This window comes from Bradyrhizobium hereditatis (assembly GCF_020329435.1).
GTDB lineage: Bacteria > Pseudomonadota > Alphaproteobacteria > Rhizobiales > Xanthobacteraceae > Bradyrhizobium > Bradyrhizobium hereditatis.
In genome coordinates this window covers 348,794-367,728 of sequence record NZ_JAGKJK010000005.1, presented here as the reverse complement: position 1 = coordinate 367,728, position 18,935 = coordinate 348,794, and the positions used below count along the sequence as shown (strand labels likewise).

18 protein-coding genes and 1 tRNA gene are annotated in these 18,935 nt (G+C 61.2%); 16 read left to right on the top strand and 3 right to left on the bottom strand.

Features of this window, described 5'->3' with window-relative positions:
* The first annotated feature begins 81 nt into the window (after nucleotides 1–81).
* Both J6524_RS14490 and J6524_RS14485 read left to right on the top strand, forming a co-directional pair.
* The gene (locus J6524_RS14490; RefSeq protein ID WP_225671524.1) at nucleotides 82–570 is read left to right on the top strand and encodes a hypothetical protein; all 489 of its coding nucleotides are present in this window, start codon (nucleotides 82–84) and stop codon (nucleotides 568–570) included.
* A 90-nt stretch (nucleotides 571–660) separates the two neighbouring features.
* The gene (locus tag J6524_RS14485; RefSeq protein ID WP_225671522.1) at nucleotides 661–1,485 is read left to right on the top strand and encodes an alpha/beta fold hydrolase; all 825 of its coding nucleotides are present in this window, start codon (nucleotides 661–663) and stop codon (nucleotides 1,483–1,485) included.
* Nucleotides 1,486–1,767: 282 nt separating this feature from the next.
* Here the strand turns inward: J6524_RS14485 and J6524_RS14475 are convergent, their stop codons facing one another.
* Entirely contained in the window at nucleotides 1,768–5,178 is a 3,411-nt protein-coding gene (locus tag J6524_RS14475) for an AAA family ATPase (RefSeq protein ID WP_225671520.1), read from the bottom strand.
* A gap of 664 nt (nucleotides 5,179–5,842) precedes the next feature.
* Between J6524_RS14475 and J6524_RS14470 the strand changes: the two genes are divergently transcribed.
* From J6524_RS14470 to J6524_RS14410, 13 genes are all read left to right on the top strand, one after another.
* Nucleotides 5,843–6,340 (top strand): hypothetical protein, encoded by a 498-nt coding sequence (locus tag J6524_RS14470; protein WP_225671517.1) that lies wholly within the window; start codon nucleotides 5,843–5,845, stop codon nucleotides 6,338–6,340.
* A gap of 126 nt (nucleotides 6,341–6,466) precedes the next feature.
* Nucleotides 6,467–7,375 (top strand): hypothetical protein, encoded by a 909-nt coding sequence (locus tag J6524_RS14465; protein ID WP_225671515.1) that lies wholly within the window; start codon nucleotides 6,467–6,469, stop codon nucleotides 7,373–7,375.
* Between the two features lie 411 nt (nucleotides 7,376–7,786).
* Nucleotides 7,787–9,076, top strand: coding sequence for a UDP-N-acetylglucosamine 1-carboxyvinyltransferase (murA, locus tag J6524_RS14460; RefSeq protein WP_225671512.1), 1,290 nt, complete (start codon nucleotides 7,787–7,789; stop codon nucleotides 9,074–9,076).
* A 41-nt stretch (nucleotides 9,077–9,117) separates the two neighbouring features.
* Nucleotides 9,118–9,570, top strand: coding sequence for a DUF2948 family protein (locus J6524_RS14455; RefSeq protein WP_225671511.1), 453 nt, complete (start codon nucleotides 9,118–9,120; stop codon nucleotides 9,568–9,570).
* Between the two features lie 195 nt (nucleotides 9,571–9,765).
* Nucleotides 9,766–11,061, top strand: coding sequence for a histidinol dehydrogenase (hisD, locus tag J6524_RS14450; protein ID WP_225671509.1), 1,296 nt, complete (start codon nucleotides 9,766–9,768; stop codon nucleotides 11,059–11,061).
* Entirely contained in the window at nucleotides 11,058–11,561 is a 504-nt protein-coding gene (locus J6524_RS14445; protein WP_225671507.1) for a UPF0262 family protein, read from the top strand. Before hisD ends, J6524_RS14445 begins: the two co-directional genes overlap by 4 nt.
* Nucleotides 11,562–11,605: 44 nt before the next feature.
* Nucleotides 11,606–12,073: an arsenate-mycothiol transferase ArsC gene (locus J6524_RS14440; RefSeq protein ID WP_225671505.1), complete on the top strand. Its 468-nt coding sequence runs from the start codon at nucleotides 11,606–11,608 to the stop codon at nucleotides 12,071–12,073.
* 96 nt (nucleotides 12,074–12,169) lie between these two features.
* Nucleotides 12,170–13,582, top strand: a complete 1,413-nt coding sequence (locus tag J6524_RS14435; protein WP_249789446.1) for an amidase — start codon at nucleotides 12,170–12,172, stop codon at nucleotides 13,580–13,582.
* A gap of 223 nt (nucleotides 13,583–13,805) precedes the next feature.
* A complete protein-coding gene (locus J6524_RS14430) occupies nucleotides 13,806–14,429 on the top strand; it encodes a Maf-like protein (RefSeq protein ID WP_225671501.1) in 624 nt (207 codons plus the stop codon).
* The gene (gene yacG / locus J6524_RS14425) at nucleotides 14,419–14,613 is read left to right on the top strand and encodes a DNA gyrase inhibitor YacG (RefSeq protein ID WP_225671500.1); all 195 of its coding nucleotides are present in this window, start codon (nucleotides 14,419–14,421) and stop codon (nucleotides 14,611–14,613) included. Before J6524_RS14430 ends, yacG begins: the two co-directional genes overlap by 11 nt.
* Before the next feature lie 140 nt (nucleotides 14,614–14,753).
* Nucleotides 14,754–14,829 (top strand) — tRNA-Phe (locus J6524_RS14420).
* A gap of 259 nt (nucleotides 14,830–15,088) precedes the next feature.
* Nucleotides 15,089–15,583 carry an NUDIX hydrolase gene (locus J6524_RS14415; protein WP_283843308.1) on the top strand — a complete coding sequence of 165 codons (495 nt, stop codon included), beginning with the start codon at nucleotides 15,089–15,091 and terminating at the stop codon, nucleotides 15,581–15,583.
* A complete protein-coding gene (locus tag J6524_RS14410; protein WP_225671496.1) occupies nucleotides 15,580–16,002 on the top strand; it encodes a DUF1810 domain-containing protein in 423 nt (140 codons plus the stop codon). The genes J6524_RS14415 and J6524_RS14410 overlap by 4 nt, the downstream gene beginning before the upstream one ends.
* Before the next feature lie 157 nt (nucleotides 16,003–16,159).
* On the opposite strand, the gene J6524_RS14405 is transcribed toward J6524_RS14410, so the two are convergent.
* Nucleotides 16,160–16,591, bottom strand: a complete 432-nt coding sequence (locus tag J6524_RS14405; protein ID WP_225671494.1) for a hypothetical protein — start codon at nucleotides 16,589–16,591, stop codon at nucleotides 16,160–16,162.
* 360 nt (nucleotides 16,592–16,951) lie between these two features.
* On the opposite strand from J6524_RS14405, the gene J6524_RS14400 reads away from it, so the two are divergent.
* Complete coding sequence (locus J6524_RS14400) at nucleotides 16,952–17,392, top strand: globin family protein (protein ID WP_225671492.1); 441 nt, start codon at nucleotides 16,952–16,954, stop codon at nucleotides 17,390–17,392.
* Between the two features lie 116 nt (nucleotides 17,393–17,508).
* Here the strand turns inward: J6524_RS14400 and J6524_RS14395 are convergent, their stop codons facing one another.
* Nucleotides 17,509–18,486, bottom strand: coding sequence for a tripartite tricarboxylate transporter substrate binding protein (locus J6524_RS14395; protein WP_225671490.1), 978 nt, complete (start codon nucleotides 18,484–18,486; stop codon nucleotides 17,509–17,511).
* Nucleotides 18,487–18,935 lie beyond the last annotated feature (449 nt).

Sequence of the window (18,935 nt, the reverse complement as noted above, 5' to 3'; positions counted from 1 at the left end):
CCAACGCCTCACGCAAAGCGTGTGGAAATTTTCCATCACGCATCGTAACGTCTTTCCAAGTTTCCAACGAGGGGGCGCATCATGAGTGTGGCGACGGTGATATTGATTCATACGATCATCAGCCTGATTGCGATCGTCGCGGGTATTGTCGTGATGTTCGGAATGCTCGGATCGAAGCGTCAAGACGGCCTCACCACGATCTTCCTCGTGTTCACCATCCTGACCAGCGCCACCGGCTTTGTGATTCCGCCTTTCCTGTCCGAAAAGCTGTTGCCTTCGCACATGATCGGCATTCTCTCGCTGATCCTGCTCGCGATTGCCTGCATCGCGCTCTATGTCATGAAGCTGGCGGGGCCGTGGCGCTGGATCTACGTGCTGACCGCGCTGGTCTCGCTTTACCTCAACGTCTTTGTGCTGGTGATCCAGAGCTTCCTGAAAGTGCCGTTCCTGCATGCGTTGGCGCCGAGCGTCCCGCCGGCCGAGCCGCCGTTCGCCGTTGCGCAGGGCGTCGTGCTGGTATTCTTCGTCATCATGATCATTGGCGTGTGGCGGCGCTTCCGTCCGGCCTAACCGAACTCTATCGACCGGCCTGTCGCACGGCGAACGTCGGTTCGCCGCTGTGCGGGTCGTTATCAGCAACCAAGCAAGAGGAGAATTCTAATGCCCACGATCACGACCAAAGACGGCGTCGAGATCTTCTACAAGGATTGGGGCAAGGGACAGCCCATCGTGTTCAGCCACGGCTGGCCGCTGTCGTCAGACGACTGGGACGCGCAGATGCTGTTCTTCCTGAACAACGGCTTTCGGGTCATCGCCCATGACCGCCGCGGCCATGGACGGTCCAGCCAGGTGGCCGATGGCCACGACATGGACCACTACGCCGACGACCTCGCCGCCCTGACCGCGCATCTCGATCTGAACAACGCCGTTCATGTCGGCCATTCCACCGGGGGCGGCGAGGTCGTCCACTACATCGCCCGCCACGGTGAGAGCCGGGTGGCGAAGGCGGTGATCATCGCCGCGGTGCCGCCGCTGATGGTGCAGACGCCAGCCAATCCCGGCGGCCTGCCCAAGCAGGTGTTTGACGATTTCCAGGCGCAGGTCGCGGCCAACCGCTCGCAATTCTACCGCGACATCGCGGCCGGCCCGTTCTACGGCTACAACCGGCCGGGCGCCAAGCCGTCGGAGGCCGTCATCCAGAACTGGTGGCGGCAGGGCATGATGGGCGGCGCGAAAGCGCATTACGATGGCATCGTCGCCTTCTCGCAGACCGACTTCACCGAGGACCTCAAGAAGATCAACGTGCCGGTTCTGGTGATGCATGGCGATGACGACCAGATCGTGCCTTACGAGGACTCCGCGCCATTGTCGGCAAAGCTTCTCAAGAACGGCACGCTGAAAACCTACAAGGGCTTTCCGCACGGCATGCCGACGACGGAAGCGGCCACCATCAACGCCGACCTGCTCGCGTTCATAAGGTCATGAAAGCAATTTTATTCGGCGCCGCCGGCATGGTCGGGCAGGGCGTTTCTGCGCGAATGCCTGATCGATGCCGGCGTTGCAGAGGTGCTGGCGGTCGGGCGCAGCCCGATGATCTGTTCAAGCTGCCGTTCAAGGCTGCCTACATGCTCCGGCCATCCGGCATCCAGCCGCTGCACGGCGTCAGGTCGAAGACATCATCGGTGAACGCGGCTATGCCGTCACAGGGTCGCTGCAGTCCTGGATGTGCGAGCCACGCCGAACCATTCGCACATCACTTCAGTGGACTTAGCCCAACCTGCCGGAATCAGTAAGGCCCAGCTGAATCTCGCGCGCACGCATCAGGTCCTTAGTATCAGCGCCTTCATGAAACCAGCGATAGACCGGTCCAATCAGATCTCGTGCCTCATCAAATCTCTCTTGCGTTCGCCAAATCTCGGCCAAGGTGCTAGCTGCTCGCAATTCCAATGACTTGGCGCTTTGACGACGTGCCACCTCAATCGCTTGCCTCAAATCTGCTTCAGCTTCGCCCACTCTTGCTGGGTCGAGTGCCAGAAGAATGCTTGCTCTTTGGTGATGCAATTCAGCTTCCCATGACCGGCCCGTCTGATCATTCGTATTGGCTATTATTTGCTCGACAATCGACAACGCGGTTTCATGATCGCCGGACTGAGCATGCGCGTCAGCCAACCAGCTATTCATCATGGGAAGCATGTAGCCGACGCCTTTCCTGCGCGCTTCCTCGAGTCCCAGCTTGATTTGGGCCTGAGCCTCCGCGATTTGACCGAGGCCGGCAAGTGCACGGCCACGAGAAATCTGAGAGAGAAGGATGTATAGCGAGAACCGTTGCTCCCATGACATTTCGAGACTTTGTTCAGCGCTGGCAAGAGCGCGATCAGGCTCGCCGCGGAGGAGATGCACGACGGAGGTCATGTAATGGGCGAAGGCTATGGCGTACGGCTGCGCGAGCTCTCGGGCCAAGGCAAGAGCTTCCGAAACGCGAGATAGCGCTTGATCGGGATAGCCCAGAAACCACAAATCCCAAGATAGAAGGAGCAGCGAGGCCGCTTGGGGTTCCACCATGTAGAGGCTGTCTAGCCGTTGGCCTTTTCGCTTCGAAAGTGCAATGGACTCCTCGAAGTGCTGCTTCGATGACTGAAACTCACCGATCGTTAATAGTGTGCTTCCCATGACCCGATGAGCCATCATCAACGGAACCGAATCGGTGGATGCCCGTGATCTCGACAGAAACTCATTGGCCATACTCAGCGCTTCATCGTTCTTGCCGCCCATCCACCGATTTCCCCACTCACCGAATAGCGCTTGGAAATACTCAGGACGGCTGTCCAGCTTGAGGCACAGGGTACGAGCCCGCGCGAACGCTTCGCGCGTTTCTTCGGCTGGATATCCTCGAACAGCAATGAGTGGGATGCCCAGCGCCAACTGAATCTCACTCTCCTGCTTGTCGCGCGCGGGCGAGTCCGGCAAAGCGCTCAAGGCCTCCAGGGCCTTCCGATAATGAGATATTGCTTCGACATTGGCGGAATAGGCGAGCGCGTGCTGCCCGGACTTGAACCACCAACGCACCGCCAACGCGTCGTTTCCTCCTTCACTATAGTGGTAGGCCAGTATCTCGGGTCGATTTTCAACGAACTCGCCAAATTGATCCGCCAAAATCGCTGCAATCTCCCCGTGGATCTGTCGTCTCGAGCTCCTAAGGAGCGAGTTGTAGATTGCGTCACGCAATAAGGCATGTTTGAAGGCGAAACGGATGAAAGGCGAAATGCCGACCCGATAAATGATGCCAGCCTCCTCGAGCCGCAAGAGCGACTGGTGCATCTCGCCTTCGCTAATCCGCAGTGCCACTGATAAGAGATCATAAGAAAACTCGCGCCCAATCACCGCGGCGATTTGCGCTAGTCTGCGTCCCTGCGGGACACGATCGAGCCGCTCCATCAGGGCGTCATGCAGTGTCTCCGGAACACTTGGCACCAGTGGCGGTGCCGCCGTTCGGTCAATATCCATCTCTCCAGGTCGGCTTCCTGTTGGCGCGCTCAGGATGCTACTTGTCAGTTCTTCAATAAACAGCGGTACGCCGTCGGATTTTTCGATAACTTGATCGAGAGTCTCTTGGGGAATGCTTTGGCCCCCCAGAATATCTCTGATCATCCCCGTCACCTCGCTGCGCGACAATCGAGTGAGGGAGTGCATAGCCACGTTCGAATGAGTGGACCACGTGGGTCGGAACTCAGGCCTGTGGGAGACAACAAGCAGGACGCGGGCGTCGTCGATCTGGTTTATGATCAGCTCAAGCAACTCGAGGCTTGTGGGATCTATCCAGTGCACATCCTCGAAAATGCACAGCGTCGGGCGCTGGGCGGAGAGAGCCAGGATCATGTCGACAAGCTTGCTGACCGTCCTATTCTTGATCTGTTGCGGCGTAAGCTCCGACAGTTCGTGGTGGTTTTGAATCGGAATTGACAACAGATTGGCGATCAGCAGCGTTGTCTCAATCGAATCGTCGCCGGAATTGGCTAGGTAGGCTTTAAGTTTGGCAAGTTTCTCCGCATCTGAGTCGCCAGCCGTTAATTTGGCGGACTGTTCAATGCGCTCGATGATCGGAAAAAACGCGCTCTGACTATGATAGGGCGAACACTGATGCTGCAGCACAAAGCATGGTTCGTGCTGGATGTTCGACTTTAGCTCGTGGATCAGTCGTGATTTTCCGACTCCGGGGATACCCGAAACCAAAACGACTTGCCCGTCACCCTCTTTCGCTTTCTTCCATTTATCGACCAATAGGTTCAATTCGGTTGAACGCCCGGCGAGTGGCGTAAGGGAGCCTCCATGCGCCGCCTCGAAGCGGCTTCCGGTATGCGTCGCACCCAGCACGCGGTACACGTGAACAGGTCTGGCTACGCCTTTGAGTTCCTGGGGGCCGAGGTCTTGGAGGTCGAACGCTGCCGACACGAGACGTTTCGTCGACTCTGAGATGACTAAAGTGTTGGGCGTGGCAAGTGCCTGCAGACGCGCGGCAATATTCGGCGTCTTCCCCACCGCATCCATCCAATCCATCGTCGTTGCAGTACCACTGCCCGCGATTTCGCCAACGACGACTGGGCCCGAGCTGATGCCCACCCGCGAAGCCAGAGTGACTGGTCCCGGGATATTCGCGACTGCGGAGAGCATCTCCAGCGCAGCGTGCACAGCACGAACAGGGTCGTCCTCATGCGCGCGGGGATAACCGAAAAACGCCATCACACCATCGCCGAAGTACCTCGCTACGTGACCTTCGTAGCGCCTGATCGCCGCCGTGCATGCGCTCCGATAGGAGTCAATAAGTACCTGAAGATCCTCGGGGTCCAATTTCTCTGAAATCTGCGTCGACCCCACGAGGTCACAGAACAACACTGTAATCTGACGGCGTTCTGCTTCGCGATGCTCCGACGGAGGGAGTGCCTCCGCAACAGGCTGCGCAGCGGCCGCTGTTGTGCTCGCCTGGCGCGCTGCCGCCAATGTTTCGATGGCCCTGAGCAGCGTCTTGCGGTGACCTAAAGAGACCCCGAGGTTCTTGAGGTCATTCTCCGTCAAATCCGGCAATACGGCGCAATCAATATTGTTTTCGATAAACGTTTGGGCGTACCGACCCAGGCCGTGCTGGTCCAACCACTCGGCTACGTCTGTGGTTGCTCTCGTCACGGCAAATGCCCCTTACCTGTTCAAGTAGCTCGCGCTACAAGACGAGACCAATTGCAACGCACAACATATCACAACTTGCCGCACCCGAAACGATGCGAGAGCGTGTTCCGGTGCTCGGGGGCGGTCGGTACTCCAATACGTTGAGCTAACTGGCAGATGAGCTGGCCTCTAGGAAAATGCCCGAGCCGTTTCGCGTTGGCCAACCGCCACGTTGCGCTCCCGCGCCCATCCGAGTCGCGGTCTCCCGGGCATGCAAACGATCCGCTGCTCACCTCCCGTTTGTTGCTGCGCGATCGAGGAGGCGCTGAACGAAAGAAAGTACTAGCGCGGACTCAGCCTTGTTTTTGACATCTTGCAACCCGAAGCTGTCCCTGTCGTTGCGCTGATCTGATCAGTATAGGAAGGCCATCATGCCCCTACTGGAAGCAGACGACACTGATGGAGGAAGCCGCAGCCATACTGAGATGGCGGCTGCTAGGCTTGCTTCGTATTCCTCCGTCGAACTGAATCCTACCGCAATACCAAAACAGCTGACAGGTCGCTGCATCGACGATGGCGGCCGATACCAAACCATAGACTGTGAGTAACTATTTCGTGCAACCAAGTGGCGCTGTAGCGCCGGACGGCAGGATGCCGAACTGATTTCAGCAGAGAGGGATTGATCATGACCTCGCAGAGCAAGTCGCAATCGAATTCAAGCTTCAATCGGCGTTTTTTCCTGGCAGGAGCCGCCGCCGGCAGCGCAATGCTTCCGGTGGCGGCGCACGCAGTCCCGAAAAAACGCGGCATTTACGCCGATGCGAAAACAAGTTTACAGGACAAGGTGGCTGATTTCTCGTACCAAAATGATCTCCTCGCACAATTGATCGTCGACATGTGGACAACGCCTTCCGTCTACAACGATCTGATTATGCCTCCGTCGGATTACTCGGGCCGCTCGACTCGCGCACAAACAGCTCTAGCGCTTCGGGGCATCTATTTAGCGTGGCCCATCGTGATTACGGAAGACGAGTACGAAGACGGTTTCAGTTTGCTAGAGGCAGGTATACCGACAGATACTGGAGTCGTCCTTGTGGTGCCGAGAAAGACACGTGCGACGCCTGGGAAACCTCTGCTTGAGACGGCCAAGATGCTGATGGCCGTTACTCCCAATGGAATCTAGCGCTGTTGCCACTCGGTCTGAGGCGAGGCGGTATGTCTATAGCTTGAAGCGAGCTCGGCCCGCATAAGAAAACGCATCCTCCAAGAAAACGAGCGCAGGCGAGCGATCGAAAACGGGAGGTTTCGAATGACACGGTCAGTCACGGAGTGGGTCAACGTCACCGGCGATACTTCGATCGTCGCTCGCGAGTCGGGAGAGGTCTGGTTTCACACGCCTAAGGTTACGAAAGACGGCATAGACCCATTCGCGATACCGATGACGGGCGCGGGCTCGACGGGCAGCACGGTCGGTCTGCTCGATGGCGCGATCAATCTCGGCTTTGCCGAAATTGAACAGCGCCTGGCGCGACCGGAGCCGACGCTTGTCGGCTATACCGTCGCGTTGGTCGGCGCCTATCACACGTCCGTCGATACGCCTCGAAATCTCCGACGCGCCGCTGGGCGATTCGAGGAATTAGGGAGGCCGGAGGTCGCGGCCTATCTTGAAGAGCGTGCGCGCGAGGAGACCGGTCACGACCGGCTCGCGCTCAAGGATCTGCGTGCGCTGGGTCTGCCTGCCGAGCGCCTCGTCGCCAACTACATCCCTGAGGGGATCAAGCCGCTCTGCAAGCGCTTCGACGACCTCTGCGTCGAGGACTATCCGATCGGCTGCATCGGCTATTCGTACTGCCTGGAGCGCATTGCCGCGCTCAAGCAGAAGGCCGATATCGAGAAGGTGCAGGCAATGTGCCCGGACGGCGTTGATGCGACCCGCTTCCTCAGAAGTCACAGCTCACTCGGAAGCGAGGCCGCGCACGTCGAAGAGACAATCGAGTTCGTCGCCTCCCTTCCTGCAGATGACCGTATCAAGGTCGTTCAGGAGACGTACAGATCAGCATTGATCCTGGCGGAGGGATATAATCACGAGCTTCTCAAATCCGAGGGGGAGATGCTCGAAGAGCTTCAGCAGGCCGTCGGTCAGGGTCTCCCGTATCGTCACGGTTCATCTCTTCGCGAAGTGAAGCGCGCGGCACTCGGACCGACATGGGCGGAATGAGGCCCTGACACGTCCATGGTCAGGATCATCGAGTGACGGCAGCAGGTGTCGCCTGTCAGTGACCGGTCACGCCAACGAACTGATCGAGTGAGATGCGGAAGTCCGCCATTGTGCCGCGTAAGCCCGGTCTGCCGCCCAGCCGCGTCGCATCACCGAAAAGGGGATCAACTCGCCGCTATCTTGCGCCCCCTGATGGGCATGATGAACGACGCGTTCCGACAAGCGGTTGAAGGTTCCGCCGCGACTGTCAAACCACAATCAGCGCTGACGCCAAGATGTTCGGTAGCCGGCATGATGTCGGACAAATACCGGCCCCGGTCGTCCAAACCAGGCGCTACCTCATCAAATAGCCGCAAATTTCCAAGCTCTTGACGGTGAACAATCTGTCCTAGGGATAGCAAGGGGGATGGCATGGACCGCATTAGAATCATCGGCGGCAGCAAGCTCAACGGCACCATCCCGATCTCAGGGGCGAAGAACGCCGCCCTGCCGCTGATGATCGCTGCCCTCCTCACCGAAGAGACGCTGATCCTCGACAACGTGCCCCGGCTGGCCGATGTCGCACAGCTGCAGCGCATCCTCGGGAACCACGGCGTCGACATCATGGCCGCGGGCAAGCGGCCCGGCGACGGTGCCTATCAGGGCCAGACCCTGCATATTTCCGCAGCCAACATCATCGACACGACAGCGCCATACGAGCTGGTGTCGAAAATGCGCGCCAGCTTCTGGGTAATCGCGCCGCTGCTCGCGCGGATGCACGAGGCAAAGGTCTCGCTGCCGGGCGGCTGCGCCATTGGCACGCGGCCGGTCGATCTCCTGATCATGGCGCTGGAAAAGCTGGGCGCTGAGCTTGCCATCGACGGCGGCTATGTGGTGGCGAAGGCGCCCGGCGGCCTGCGCGGCGCTGCCATCGATTTCCCCAAGGTGACGGTGAGCGGAACGCATGTCGCGCTGATGGCGGCGACACTTGCCAAGGGTACGACCGTCATCACCAACGCCGCTTGCGAGCCCGAAATATCAGATGTCGCCGACTGCCTGAACAAGATGGGCGCGCGCATCCGGGGGGCCGGCACGCCGCGAATCGTGGTCGAGGGCGTCGACGGGCTGCGCGGCGCGCGGCACACCGTGCTGCCCGACCGGATCGAGGCCGGCACCTACGCCATGGCGGTCGCCATGACCGGCGGCGACGTGCAACTGTCAGGTGCGCGGCCCGAGCTGTTGCAGGCGGCGCTCGACGTGCTGACTGCGGCCGGAGCCATCATCACCGTCAACAATGACGGCATCCGGGTCGCCAGAAACGGCGCCGGCCTCCGCCCGGTGACGGTATCGACCGCGCCGTTCCCGGGTTTCCCGACCGATTTGCAGGCGCAATTGATGGCGCTGATGACCTGCGCCGCCGGCGCCTCGCAGATAACCGAGACGATTTTCGAGAACCGTTTCATGCATGTGCAGGAACTGGCGCGGTTCGGTGCGCGTATATCGCTTGATGGCGAGACCGCGACCATCGAGGGCACCGCAAAGCTGCGCGGCGCGCCCGTGATGGCGACGGATTTGCGCGCGTCGGTTTCACTCGTGATCGCGGGCCTTGCCGCCGAGGGTGAAACCATGGTCAACCGCGTCTATCATCTGGACCGCGGTTTCGAGCGGCTGGAGGAAAAGCTCTCTGCCTGCGGTGCATCGATCCAGCGCATCAGCGACTAGCGCGGGATCGAGGCCTGGCCAGGACTTTAGGAATTCTTGGGATGCCAGCGGACCCGCTGAAACTGATTGCGCTCGATGCCGACGACCTCGCCGTCATCTCGGCCCATGTGCAGGACGCCCGCGTCCAGGCCGCTGACATCGTCTGGCGGCAGGACGAGAAGCGGCTCGTCGTCGGCATGAACCGGCTCGATTGGGAGCAGACGCTGTCGGGCGGAACCGAGCCGCGTCGCCTGATCGCGGCGCTCCGCTTCGACCGCGTCCTGGCCTGCAAGTCGCGCAATATCGATCTGGCGCAGCCTGATGCCGTGCTGGAACTGGTCGGGATCGAATTTTATCCCGCCGAGCCGCCCGGCGGCAGCGCGCTTTTGCTGTTCAGCCATGGCGGCGCGCTGCGGCTCGACGTCGAATGCCTGGAATGCGAGCTCACCGACCTCGGCGCCGACGATCTCGGCACCAGCGACGCGGCCTTGGCCCCAATGGGGCCGGAGGGGTAATTCCGCAGCCGTAAGGTGGGCAAAGGCGCGACCGCGCCGTGCCCACCATTTTTGACCCCGCAAACCGTCGATTATGGTGGGCTCGCTTCGCTCAGCCCACCCTACGGGTTCTGTTTCCGGGTGAGCGAGGGTTGACGGCCCTTGGCCGCCGCGCCATTGAGCAGGGGCCTTTCGAACAGTCCTCAGAAAGCCCCCATGCCCGTTCGCCTGGATACCAGCAGCGCCGATTTCGCTTCACGATTTAAGGAATTCCTCGCCGCCAAGCGCGAGGCGTCGGCCGATGTCGAGCGCGCGACCCGGGCCATCGTCGATGACGTGGCGGCCCGTGGCGACGCCGCCCTGATCGAGGCGACCAAAAAATTCGACCGGCTCGAGCTCGATGCCGCCGGTCTGCGCGTGACGGCCGCCGAGATCGAGGCCGCCGTGCGGGCCTGCGACGCTGCCACGATCGACGCGCTGAAATTCGCCCGCGACCGCATCGGGGCGTTTCACAAAAGGCAATTGCCGAAGGACGAGCGCTTCACCGATGCGCTAGGAGTCGAGCTTGGCTGGCGCTGGAGCGCGGTCGATGCTGTTGGCCTCTACGTGCCCGGCGGCACCGCGGCCTATCCGTCCTCGGTGCTGATGAATGCCGTGCCGGCGAGCGTCGCCGGCGTGCCGCGCGTCGTTATGGTGGTGCCGGCGCCCGACGGCAAGCTCAATCCGCTGGTGCTGGCCGCCGCCCATCTCGGCGGCGTCTCGGAAATCTATCGCGTCGGCGGCGCGCAGGCGGTGGCGGCGCTGGCCTATGGCACGGCGACGATTGCGCCGGTCGCCAAGATCGTCGGGCCCGGCAACGCCTATGTCGCCGCCGCCAAGCGGCTGGTGTTCGGCAAGGTCGGCATCGACATGATCGCAGGGCCTTCGGAGGTGCTCGTGGTCGCCGATGACACCGGCAACGCTGATTGGATCGCCGCTGATCTATTGGCGCAGGCCGAGCACGATGCGAGCGCGCAGTCCATCCTGATCACGGACAGCGCGCGGCTTGCCGGCGACGTCGAGCGCGCGGTGGAGTCGCAACTGGCGACATTGCCGCGTGCTGATATCGCGCGCGCTTCCTGGAACGATTTCGGCGCCATCATCATGGTGAAACAGCTCGATGAGGCCGTGGAGCTCGCGAACGCGATCGCCGCCGAGCATCTGGAGATCATGACGGCGGACGCGGAAGGCCTGTCAGCAAAAGTCCGCAATGCCGGCGCGATCTTCCTTGGGCCGCATACGCCGGAGGCGATCGGCGATTATGTCGGCGGCTCCAACCACGTGCTGCCGACCGCGCGCTCGGCGCGATTTTCGTCCGGGCTCGGCGTGCTAGACTTCATGAAGCGCACTTCGATTCTCAAATGCGGGCCCGACCAGTTGCGCGCGCTGGGGCCCGCCGCGATGACCTTGGGCAAGGCCGAGGGTCTGGATGCCCATTCACGCTCCGTCGGATTGCGCCTCAATTTGCCATGAACAAGCCGCCACCAGACGATGACCAGCACAACCGCATCGTCGCGGTGACGCTTGACGAGGAATCGATCGGCCGTTCCGGACCCGATATCGAGCATGAGCGCGCGATCGCGATCTACGATCTGATCGAGCAGAACCTGTTCGCGCCGGAAGGCGACGCGCAGGGGCCGTTCACGCTGCACATCGCGATAACAGGCAATCGGTTGATGTTCGACATCCGCCGCGAAGACGGCACGCCCGTGGTCGCGCATCTCTTATCGCTGACGCCGTTTCGGCGGATCGTGAAGGACTATTTCATGATCTGCGACAGCTACTACCAGGCGATCCGCACCGCGACGCCCGACAAGATCGAGGCGATCGACATGGGCCGCCGCGGCATCCATGACGAGGGCTCGCGCACGCTGCAGGAGCGGCTGAAGGGCAAGGTGCGCGTCGATTTCGAGACCGCGCGCCGCCTGTTCACGCTGATCTGCGTGCTGCACTGGAAGGGGCAGGACGCATGATGGCTATGAATGCGAAACGGTTCGCCGAAAGGATTTCGTAGCGCATGGAGGCGCCGCCCCGCGCGCGCAATCCGCAGGCCGTGCTGTTCGCATGCGGCCTGAACAGCGTCCGTTCGCCGATGGCGCAGAGCCTGTTGCAGCAAATGTTTCCGCAAGGACTCTATGTGCGGTCCGCCGGCGTCAAGAAGGGCGAGCTCGATCCGTTCGCAGTCGCCGTCATGGCCGAACTCGGTCAGGATATTTCCGGCCACAAGCCCATGACGTTCGAGGAGCTCGACGACTGGGAAGGGCTCAATTTCGATCTAATCATCACGCTATCGCCTGAAGCCCACCACAAGGCGCTGGAGCTGACGCGCACGCTTGCTGCCGATGTCGAATATTGGCCGACGCCGGATCCGACCGGCACCGAGGGCAGCCGCGAGCAGAAGCTCGCCGCCTACCGCGAGGTCTGCGACGGCCTCTTGATGCGCATCCGCCGCCGCTTTGCCAAGGTCGGCGCGGCGAACGGGTAACCGCTGGTCATGCCGTCGACATCAGGTCGGCGTAGCACTACTCTGGCCGATGAGCGGGCGTAAAGCTTCGTTGCTCATTCATGTGGGGAGTAAATGATGAGCGAGATCTGGCAACTCTCGGCCACTGAACTTGCGCAGCGCATCGCGCGCCGACAACTGAGCTCAGTGGAGGTGGTCGACGCGCATTTGGCCCGTATCGATGCAGTGAATCCGGCTCTGAATGCCGTGGTGCGAGTCCTGGCTGACGAGGCTCGCGCTGCTGCGGCCCTGGCCGATAAAAGGCTTCGCGACGGCGAGACCGTTGGGCCGCTGCATGGCGTGCCCTTTACAGTGAAAGAAAATATCGACATGGCCCGCCTGCCCACAACCTGGGGCGTGCCTGCGCTGGCCAACGCGGTGGCGCCGGCGGATGCTCCGGTTGTCGAACGCATGCGCGCAGCGGGCGCCATACCGATCGCCCGCACCAATGTACCCGATATGGCGCTGCGCGTGCACACCGACAGTTCGCTTCACGGGCTGACAAGAAATCCCTGGCATCCGGGTCGCACCGCAGGCGGCTCGAGCGGCGGTGAGGCCGCGGCGCTGGCCAGCGGCATGAGCCCGATCGGCCTTGGCAACGATATCGGCGGCTCGCTGCGAAATCCGGCGAACGCGTGCGGCATCGCTTCGATCCGTCCATCGGCCGGACGCGTGCCCGATGCGGGTTTTGTGCCGGCCGAAAACCGGTTACTGGCCGTGCAGCTGATGAACGTGCAGGGGCCGATGGCCCGCCGCGTGGCGGATGTGCGCCTCGGCTTGCAGATCCTGATGGGTGCACACCCGCGCGATCCCTGGTCGATCGACGCCCCGTTCGAAGGCCCGAAACTGGCGCGGCCCATTCGGGTGGCCGTATTGCCCGGACCGCCCGGCGGCGGCACCGATCCCAAGGTGGCGGCTGTGGTGCGACGCGCGGCGCAGGCGCTGACTGATGCCGGTTACGTCGTGGAAGAAACCTGCCCGCCACGCTACGACGACGCGATTGGCTGCTGGCGACGCCTGATCATGGGTGATTTCGGTTCGGTGCTGAATTTGTTGTCCCCGATGATGGGTACCGACGCGATGGCCTTCCTGAACAACTTCAATCAGGACATACCTCCATTGGCCGATGCGGCGTCATGGTCGCAATTGATGGCCGAACGCGACGGCATCGCACGCGCATGGTCGACCTTCATGGCGGATCGGCCATTGCTCTTGTCGCCGACCTGGACGCAATTACCGTTCGAGCATGGTTTCGATTCGGCGACCCCTGCCGGATCGGCCGCGACCAAGGAACTGATGCGCCCGGTGGTCCCGGCCAATCTGCTCGGCCTGCCTTCGGCCTGCGTGCCGGCCGGGCGTGACGAGGAAACCGGATTGCCAATCGGCGTGCTGATCACTGGACAACGGTTGCGAGAAGATCTGTGTCTGGAAGCAGCCGAGGCCATCGAGGCCCGCTCGGGTGTCGCGACGCCGATCGATCCCCTGCGCTGAATGTCGAACTTATCGGCCGCGGCCGAGCGATTTAAGACACCCGCCCGCTGCTACTGTCATCCCAATGACAATCGCCGGCGTCTATAAGCCCCGAATTCGCCGGGGCAGTGGAGAGATTCGCAAGTACAACAATGGCTTGTCCCCCGGTTGTGGAATGGAGTGCCTTCCGATAGTTTCCGCGCGCGCGATCCTACCCGAATCCAAATCCCCGATACCTTTCAGCATGCTTGGCCGTCCCAAACTCGTTCTTGCTTCCGGTTCGCCGCGGCGGCTCAGCCTGCTCAACCAGGCCGGCATCGAGCCTGACGCGCTGCGCCCGGCCGATGTCGATGAGACGCCCAGGCGGGGCGAGCTGCCGCGCGCCTGCGCCAACCGCCTGGCGCGGGCCAAGGCCGATGCGGCGCTGAAATCGGTCCAGCTCGACGACGAGCTGCGCGGCTCCTTCATCCTCGCCGCCGATACCGTGGTCGCGGTCGGCCGCCGCATTCTCCCGAAGGCCAATCTGGTCGATGAGGCCGCGCAGTGCCTGCGGCTGCTGTCGGGACGCAATCACCGCGTTTATACCGCGATCTGCCTGGTCACGCCGAAGGAGGCGTTCCGCCAGCGCCTGATCGAAACCCGCGTCCGCTTCAAGCGTTTGAGCGAGGATGACATACAGGCCTATATCGGCTCCGGCGAATGGCGCGGCAAAGCCGGCGGCTATGCCGTGCAGGGCATCGCCGGTTCCTTCGTGGTCAAGATGGTGGGCTCCTACTCCAATGTGGTCGGCCTGCCTCTCTACGAATCAGTCACGCTGCTCGGCGGGGAGGGCTTCCCGATCCGCTTCGGCTGGCTCAATGCCGGCTAAGCCGCCCGAGGAGGGCGGCGGGGCCAAGCCGCCGTCAAAACGCTGCCCGGTCTGCGGCAAGCCGGCCGATCCCGCCACGCTCCCGTTCTGCTCCAAACGTTGCCGCGACGTCGATCTGAACCGCTGGCTGTCCGGCACCTACGTCATCCCCGGCCGCCCCACCGACGAAGAAGACGCCGAATAGCCGTTATTCACCAAATATTTGGGGATGAGGCGCCAGGCGGGCGGCGCCCAGCGAAGCCAACGGCGAAGCTGGGTGGACAGGCGCTCTCGACCTCTCTATAAACCGCCCGCTCGCCCGGCCTTTGGGCCCTCGCCGAGTACGCCCAGGTAGCTCAGTTGGTAGAGCATGCGACTGAAAATCGCAGTGTCGGTGGTTCGATCCCGCCCCTGGGCACCATTTCTTCCCACCTGCTACTGATCCCTCTCTCGCATTTGTTTGGAACAACGGCCGCGCGCCTCTGAGTCTGCACAATTTGGATCGCCCTCACGCGCCGCTCGTAGCAGGCGATCTTGCTGTCGATAATCTGCACGTCGAGAGGCGGTTAGGCTATCCAGCAAGCCCAGCCCGGATGAGCGAAGCGATATCCGGGTTTTGGTTGGTGCCGATTCCCGCATATCGCTTTGCTCATGCGGGCTACTTGCTGGAGCAAGGATCATTGAAGGCGGCACGTCGATCACCCCTCAGTGCGGGCATCCTGATGTACCGTTGCAGCGGGACGGGGCTGGAAGTCCTCCTCGTGCATCCGGGCGGACCTTACTGGCGACGCAAGGACGAGGGCGCATGGTCGATCCCGAAGGGAGAGATGGACGGAGAGGAGGGTGCCAGCGCCGTTGCGAGGCGTGAATTCGCCGAGGAGACCGGCGTCGTGCTTGCGGGGCAGCCGCTCGAGCCGCTGGGCGAAATTCGCCAGCGTGGTGGAAAGCGGGTGATCGCCTTCGCCGTCGAAGGCGATCTCGATGTTCACGCCATCCGGAGCAATACGTTTGAGATCGAATGGCCGCCGAGAAGCGGCAGGATGCAGACATTCCCGGAGATCGATCGCGCGGAATGGTTTGACCTCGCTGCGGCACGGGCGAAGATTCTCGAAGGCCAGCGGCCGCTGCTCGATCGCCTTTCCGAGCTCGTCGGCAAACCAGGAACGCCGCCATGAATGATCCGTTTGATCTGACGCGTTTTGTCGATGCGCAAGCGCCGGTTTACCAGCGCGTCGTGGCCGAGCTGAGCCGTGGCCGCAAGCAAAGCCACTGGATGTGGTTCATCTTCCCTCAGCTCGCCGGTCTCGGCTTTAGCGAAATGGCGCAGCGCTATGCGATCGCCTCGCGCGACGAGGCGATCGCCTATCTCAAGCACGATATCCTGGGGCCTCGGCTTCTCGAATGCACCGCTCTCGTCAACGCCGTTGAAGGCAAGACCATCCGGGAGATTCTCGGCAGCCCTGACGATCTGAAGTTTCGCTCGTCGATGACCTTGTTCGCCGCGGCATCTTCCGATCCCGCGTTTCCTGCCGCGATCGCCAAATACTATGGCGGTGTGGCCGATCGCCGAACGCTCGAGCTGCTTGGCGGTTAGGGCCTAAGCAAACGTAGCCCGGATGAGCAAAGCGATATCCAGGTTGAGGTAGTACCGATCCCCGCATGTCGCTCCGCTCATTCGGGCTTGCTAAGGCGGATCAAAGGGGATTGCCAAATGCGTTTTGAAGGGAGGTCGGATCCCATGAGCAGGCGGCCTAACGAAGCCGCAGCGCCGCCTCGACATTTTTGTGAAATCGGGCGCGCTCGGTCCCCTGGCGGTCGAGCGCGTTCGCAAGCCTGATGAGATCCCTGCCCGCTGCTGCAGCATCAAAACCAAACGGTCTCATGACAATGCAGGCGGCCCTTTCACTCTCGGCGAACGCCAGCATCTGAGCGGCCAAATCACGTAGAATGCGTTGTGCCTCGCGAGCATTTTTTAGGTCGGCACCGTATTGCCGTATCTGCTCGGATGTGACGCATGTCTCTCGAGCTTGCGGCGTCGGGACGTTCGCCAGAGAAATCATTTGATCGCGCACAGCCTGCCTCAAATCAAAGAAATTTCGAATAGGCCGACCAATGAGTTCGAGCGCGAACCACCCAAATACGCCGATCGTGGCCAACGAAATAAAGATCACGTACCACTGCATTGGCTGACCGCATGCGCTCTGTCGGCGATGATCTAAGCATCGTACGATCAGATTTTGACCCAAGGCAGACATTCGCGTCCATTTTTACCCGAGATAGCTGGGAACACGTCCACAATAATTTCAGTGCCGTCACGACCAGCAATCCCCAGCAGGTCTGATAGAGCCGGCGCTGGTAACTCTGACCGTTGCCGTGGGTCTGAAGATAACTGCGCGCTGCTGTTCCTTTTGGGAGCGTTCGCAATAAGAGAACGTACTGATCTCAACAAATCATTGTGCCGGTATCGAACCTTGGCGCGCTGGCCCAGTACGTATTTGCAGTGTTTCCGACCAGATTATTCAATCAGATAGGAAAGTATTGCCATGTCTCCTGAAACCAAAGAACTTCTCAAGTCGACCTGGTCAAAGGTCATTCCGATCAGCGATGTCGCGGCTGGTTTGTTCTATGAGAGACTGTTTACGCTCGATCCATCGCTGCAGCGATTGTTCAAGAATGCTGATATGAAGGAGCAGCGCCGGAAGCTGGTCCAGGCATTGAGTGCCGTGATCAACGGTGTCGATGACTTGCCGTCGTTGATACCGACGCTAGAGACCCTGGGACGGAACCATATTCGGTATGGCGTAGAGGATCGGCATTACGAAACGGTTGGTGCAGCCTTGCTATGGACACTGGAGCAGGGGTTGAAAGAGGCTTGGACGCCAGCAGCGAAGTCCGCCTGGGTGGTGGCATACAGCACCGTGTCCGGCGTCATGCGTGATGCGGCAGCCGCATCGCGAGAGAACGCGGCCGCGCAGGACATTTGAACTGGCATGTCGCCTTTTGGCCCTTGACGTTCGGGGCGGTAAGCCCCGACCGTTCGCCTTCAGAATCAAACAAGCAATCGAAGCCCGTAGGAGCCAACGGGGCTACTTGCTAGCTTTCACTTCTGCTCCTGCGCCTTCATCTCCTCCGCGAATGGTCGCAGGGCTTGCGTCATGTCGTCGAGGCGCTTCTGCCACTCCGCGCCGGGCATGAAAGCCAGAACGGGGGCGTCGCCGGGCGAACTCTTGATGTATTCCGGATCGCGCAAGCTTTCCGCAATAGCGGCTTCGAGTTTTTTGACGACCTCGTCCGGCACGGCTTTCGGTACGGCGAAACCGCGCTCGGCCGTCATCGTGAGGGGCATGCCTGCCTCCTCTGCTGTCGGAACGTCGGGGAGGGACGGCGAACGCTGCTTCGACAGGATCGCAATGGCGCGGAGCGGTCCCTTGTTGGTGCCGTGCAGCTCGGGGATCTCGCTGAGGCTGACCATTCCAACAGCCAGATGGCCACCCAGAAGATCAGTCCGTTGCGTGGCCGTTCCGCGATAAGAAATTTCGTTGGGCTCGACTTTCGCGGCGTTCGCCAGCATGCGGATCGCCAGATGACCATTCGTGCCTGCGCCATTGTGGCCGAGTGTCACCGAGCCCGGCTCGCGGCGCAGCGCAGCCAGAACGTCCGCAAGGCTTGCAAGTTTGCTGTCCGCGGGCACTACGATCACGCTGGGATCGTCGACCACGCGCGCAACCAGGCGGATTTCATCCATGCTGTACTGGGTCTTTCGCGTCATCGGGATGAAATTATAGCCGGGCACGTTGACGACGCCGATCGCGTAGGCGTCCGGCGCAGCGCGGGCAATCGTGGCAAACGCGATCTCGCCACCTGCGCCGGGCTTGTTCAGCACAACAAATTTGGCCTTTCCGCCCAATCTCTGCTCGACGAACGGCAGAAGCTTGCGCGCCATGACATCGGTCCCGCCACCCGGAGCAAAGCCGATGACCACTTCGATCGGCTTGTCGTCCGGCCATCCCGCCCAGGCTGGTCCGCAAGCTACGAAGCCGGCTGCTGCGGCAACCAGTGCGATGACCTTACTACGCATGACATTCCACCCTTTCCTTGTTTGTTGGGCGGCCGCGCCGCCGCCTCGGCAGCGCGACCGACGATTTACGCGTATCGCTTGTATCTGCTTGGCTTGGCGAAGAACAGCGAACAGCAAGCATAGCCCTCATGAGCGAGGCGATATTCGAGTTTCGGTTCATGCCGATCCGCTTATATCGCGGAGCCTGTCATCATTGCGCGAGCGCTACTGCGCTCGTCGCGGGGCGCGTTCGCACGACCCGTTGGCTCGTGCAGGCTACTTGCTGCGCTTTCATCTTGCCGACGCGGTTTGCATTTCGGAAAACCCGGGCGGAAGCAAATGCTGTGGTGTTGAGATGCCAGCGCCCGGTAACGAGCTTTTTATTCCCTCGTTACCACCTGCACCGCTTCTAAACGGGAGTTGGGATCTTAGATTCGAATGAAATGATTTCCATCATCTCATGATGGAAC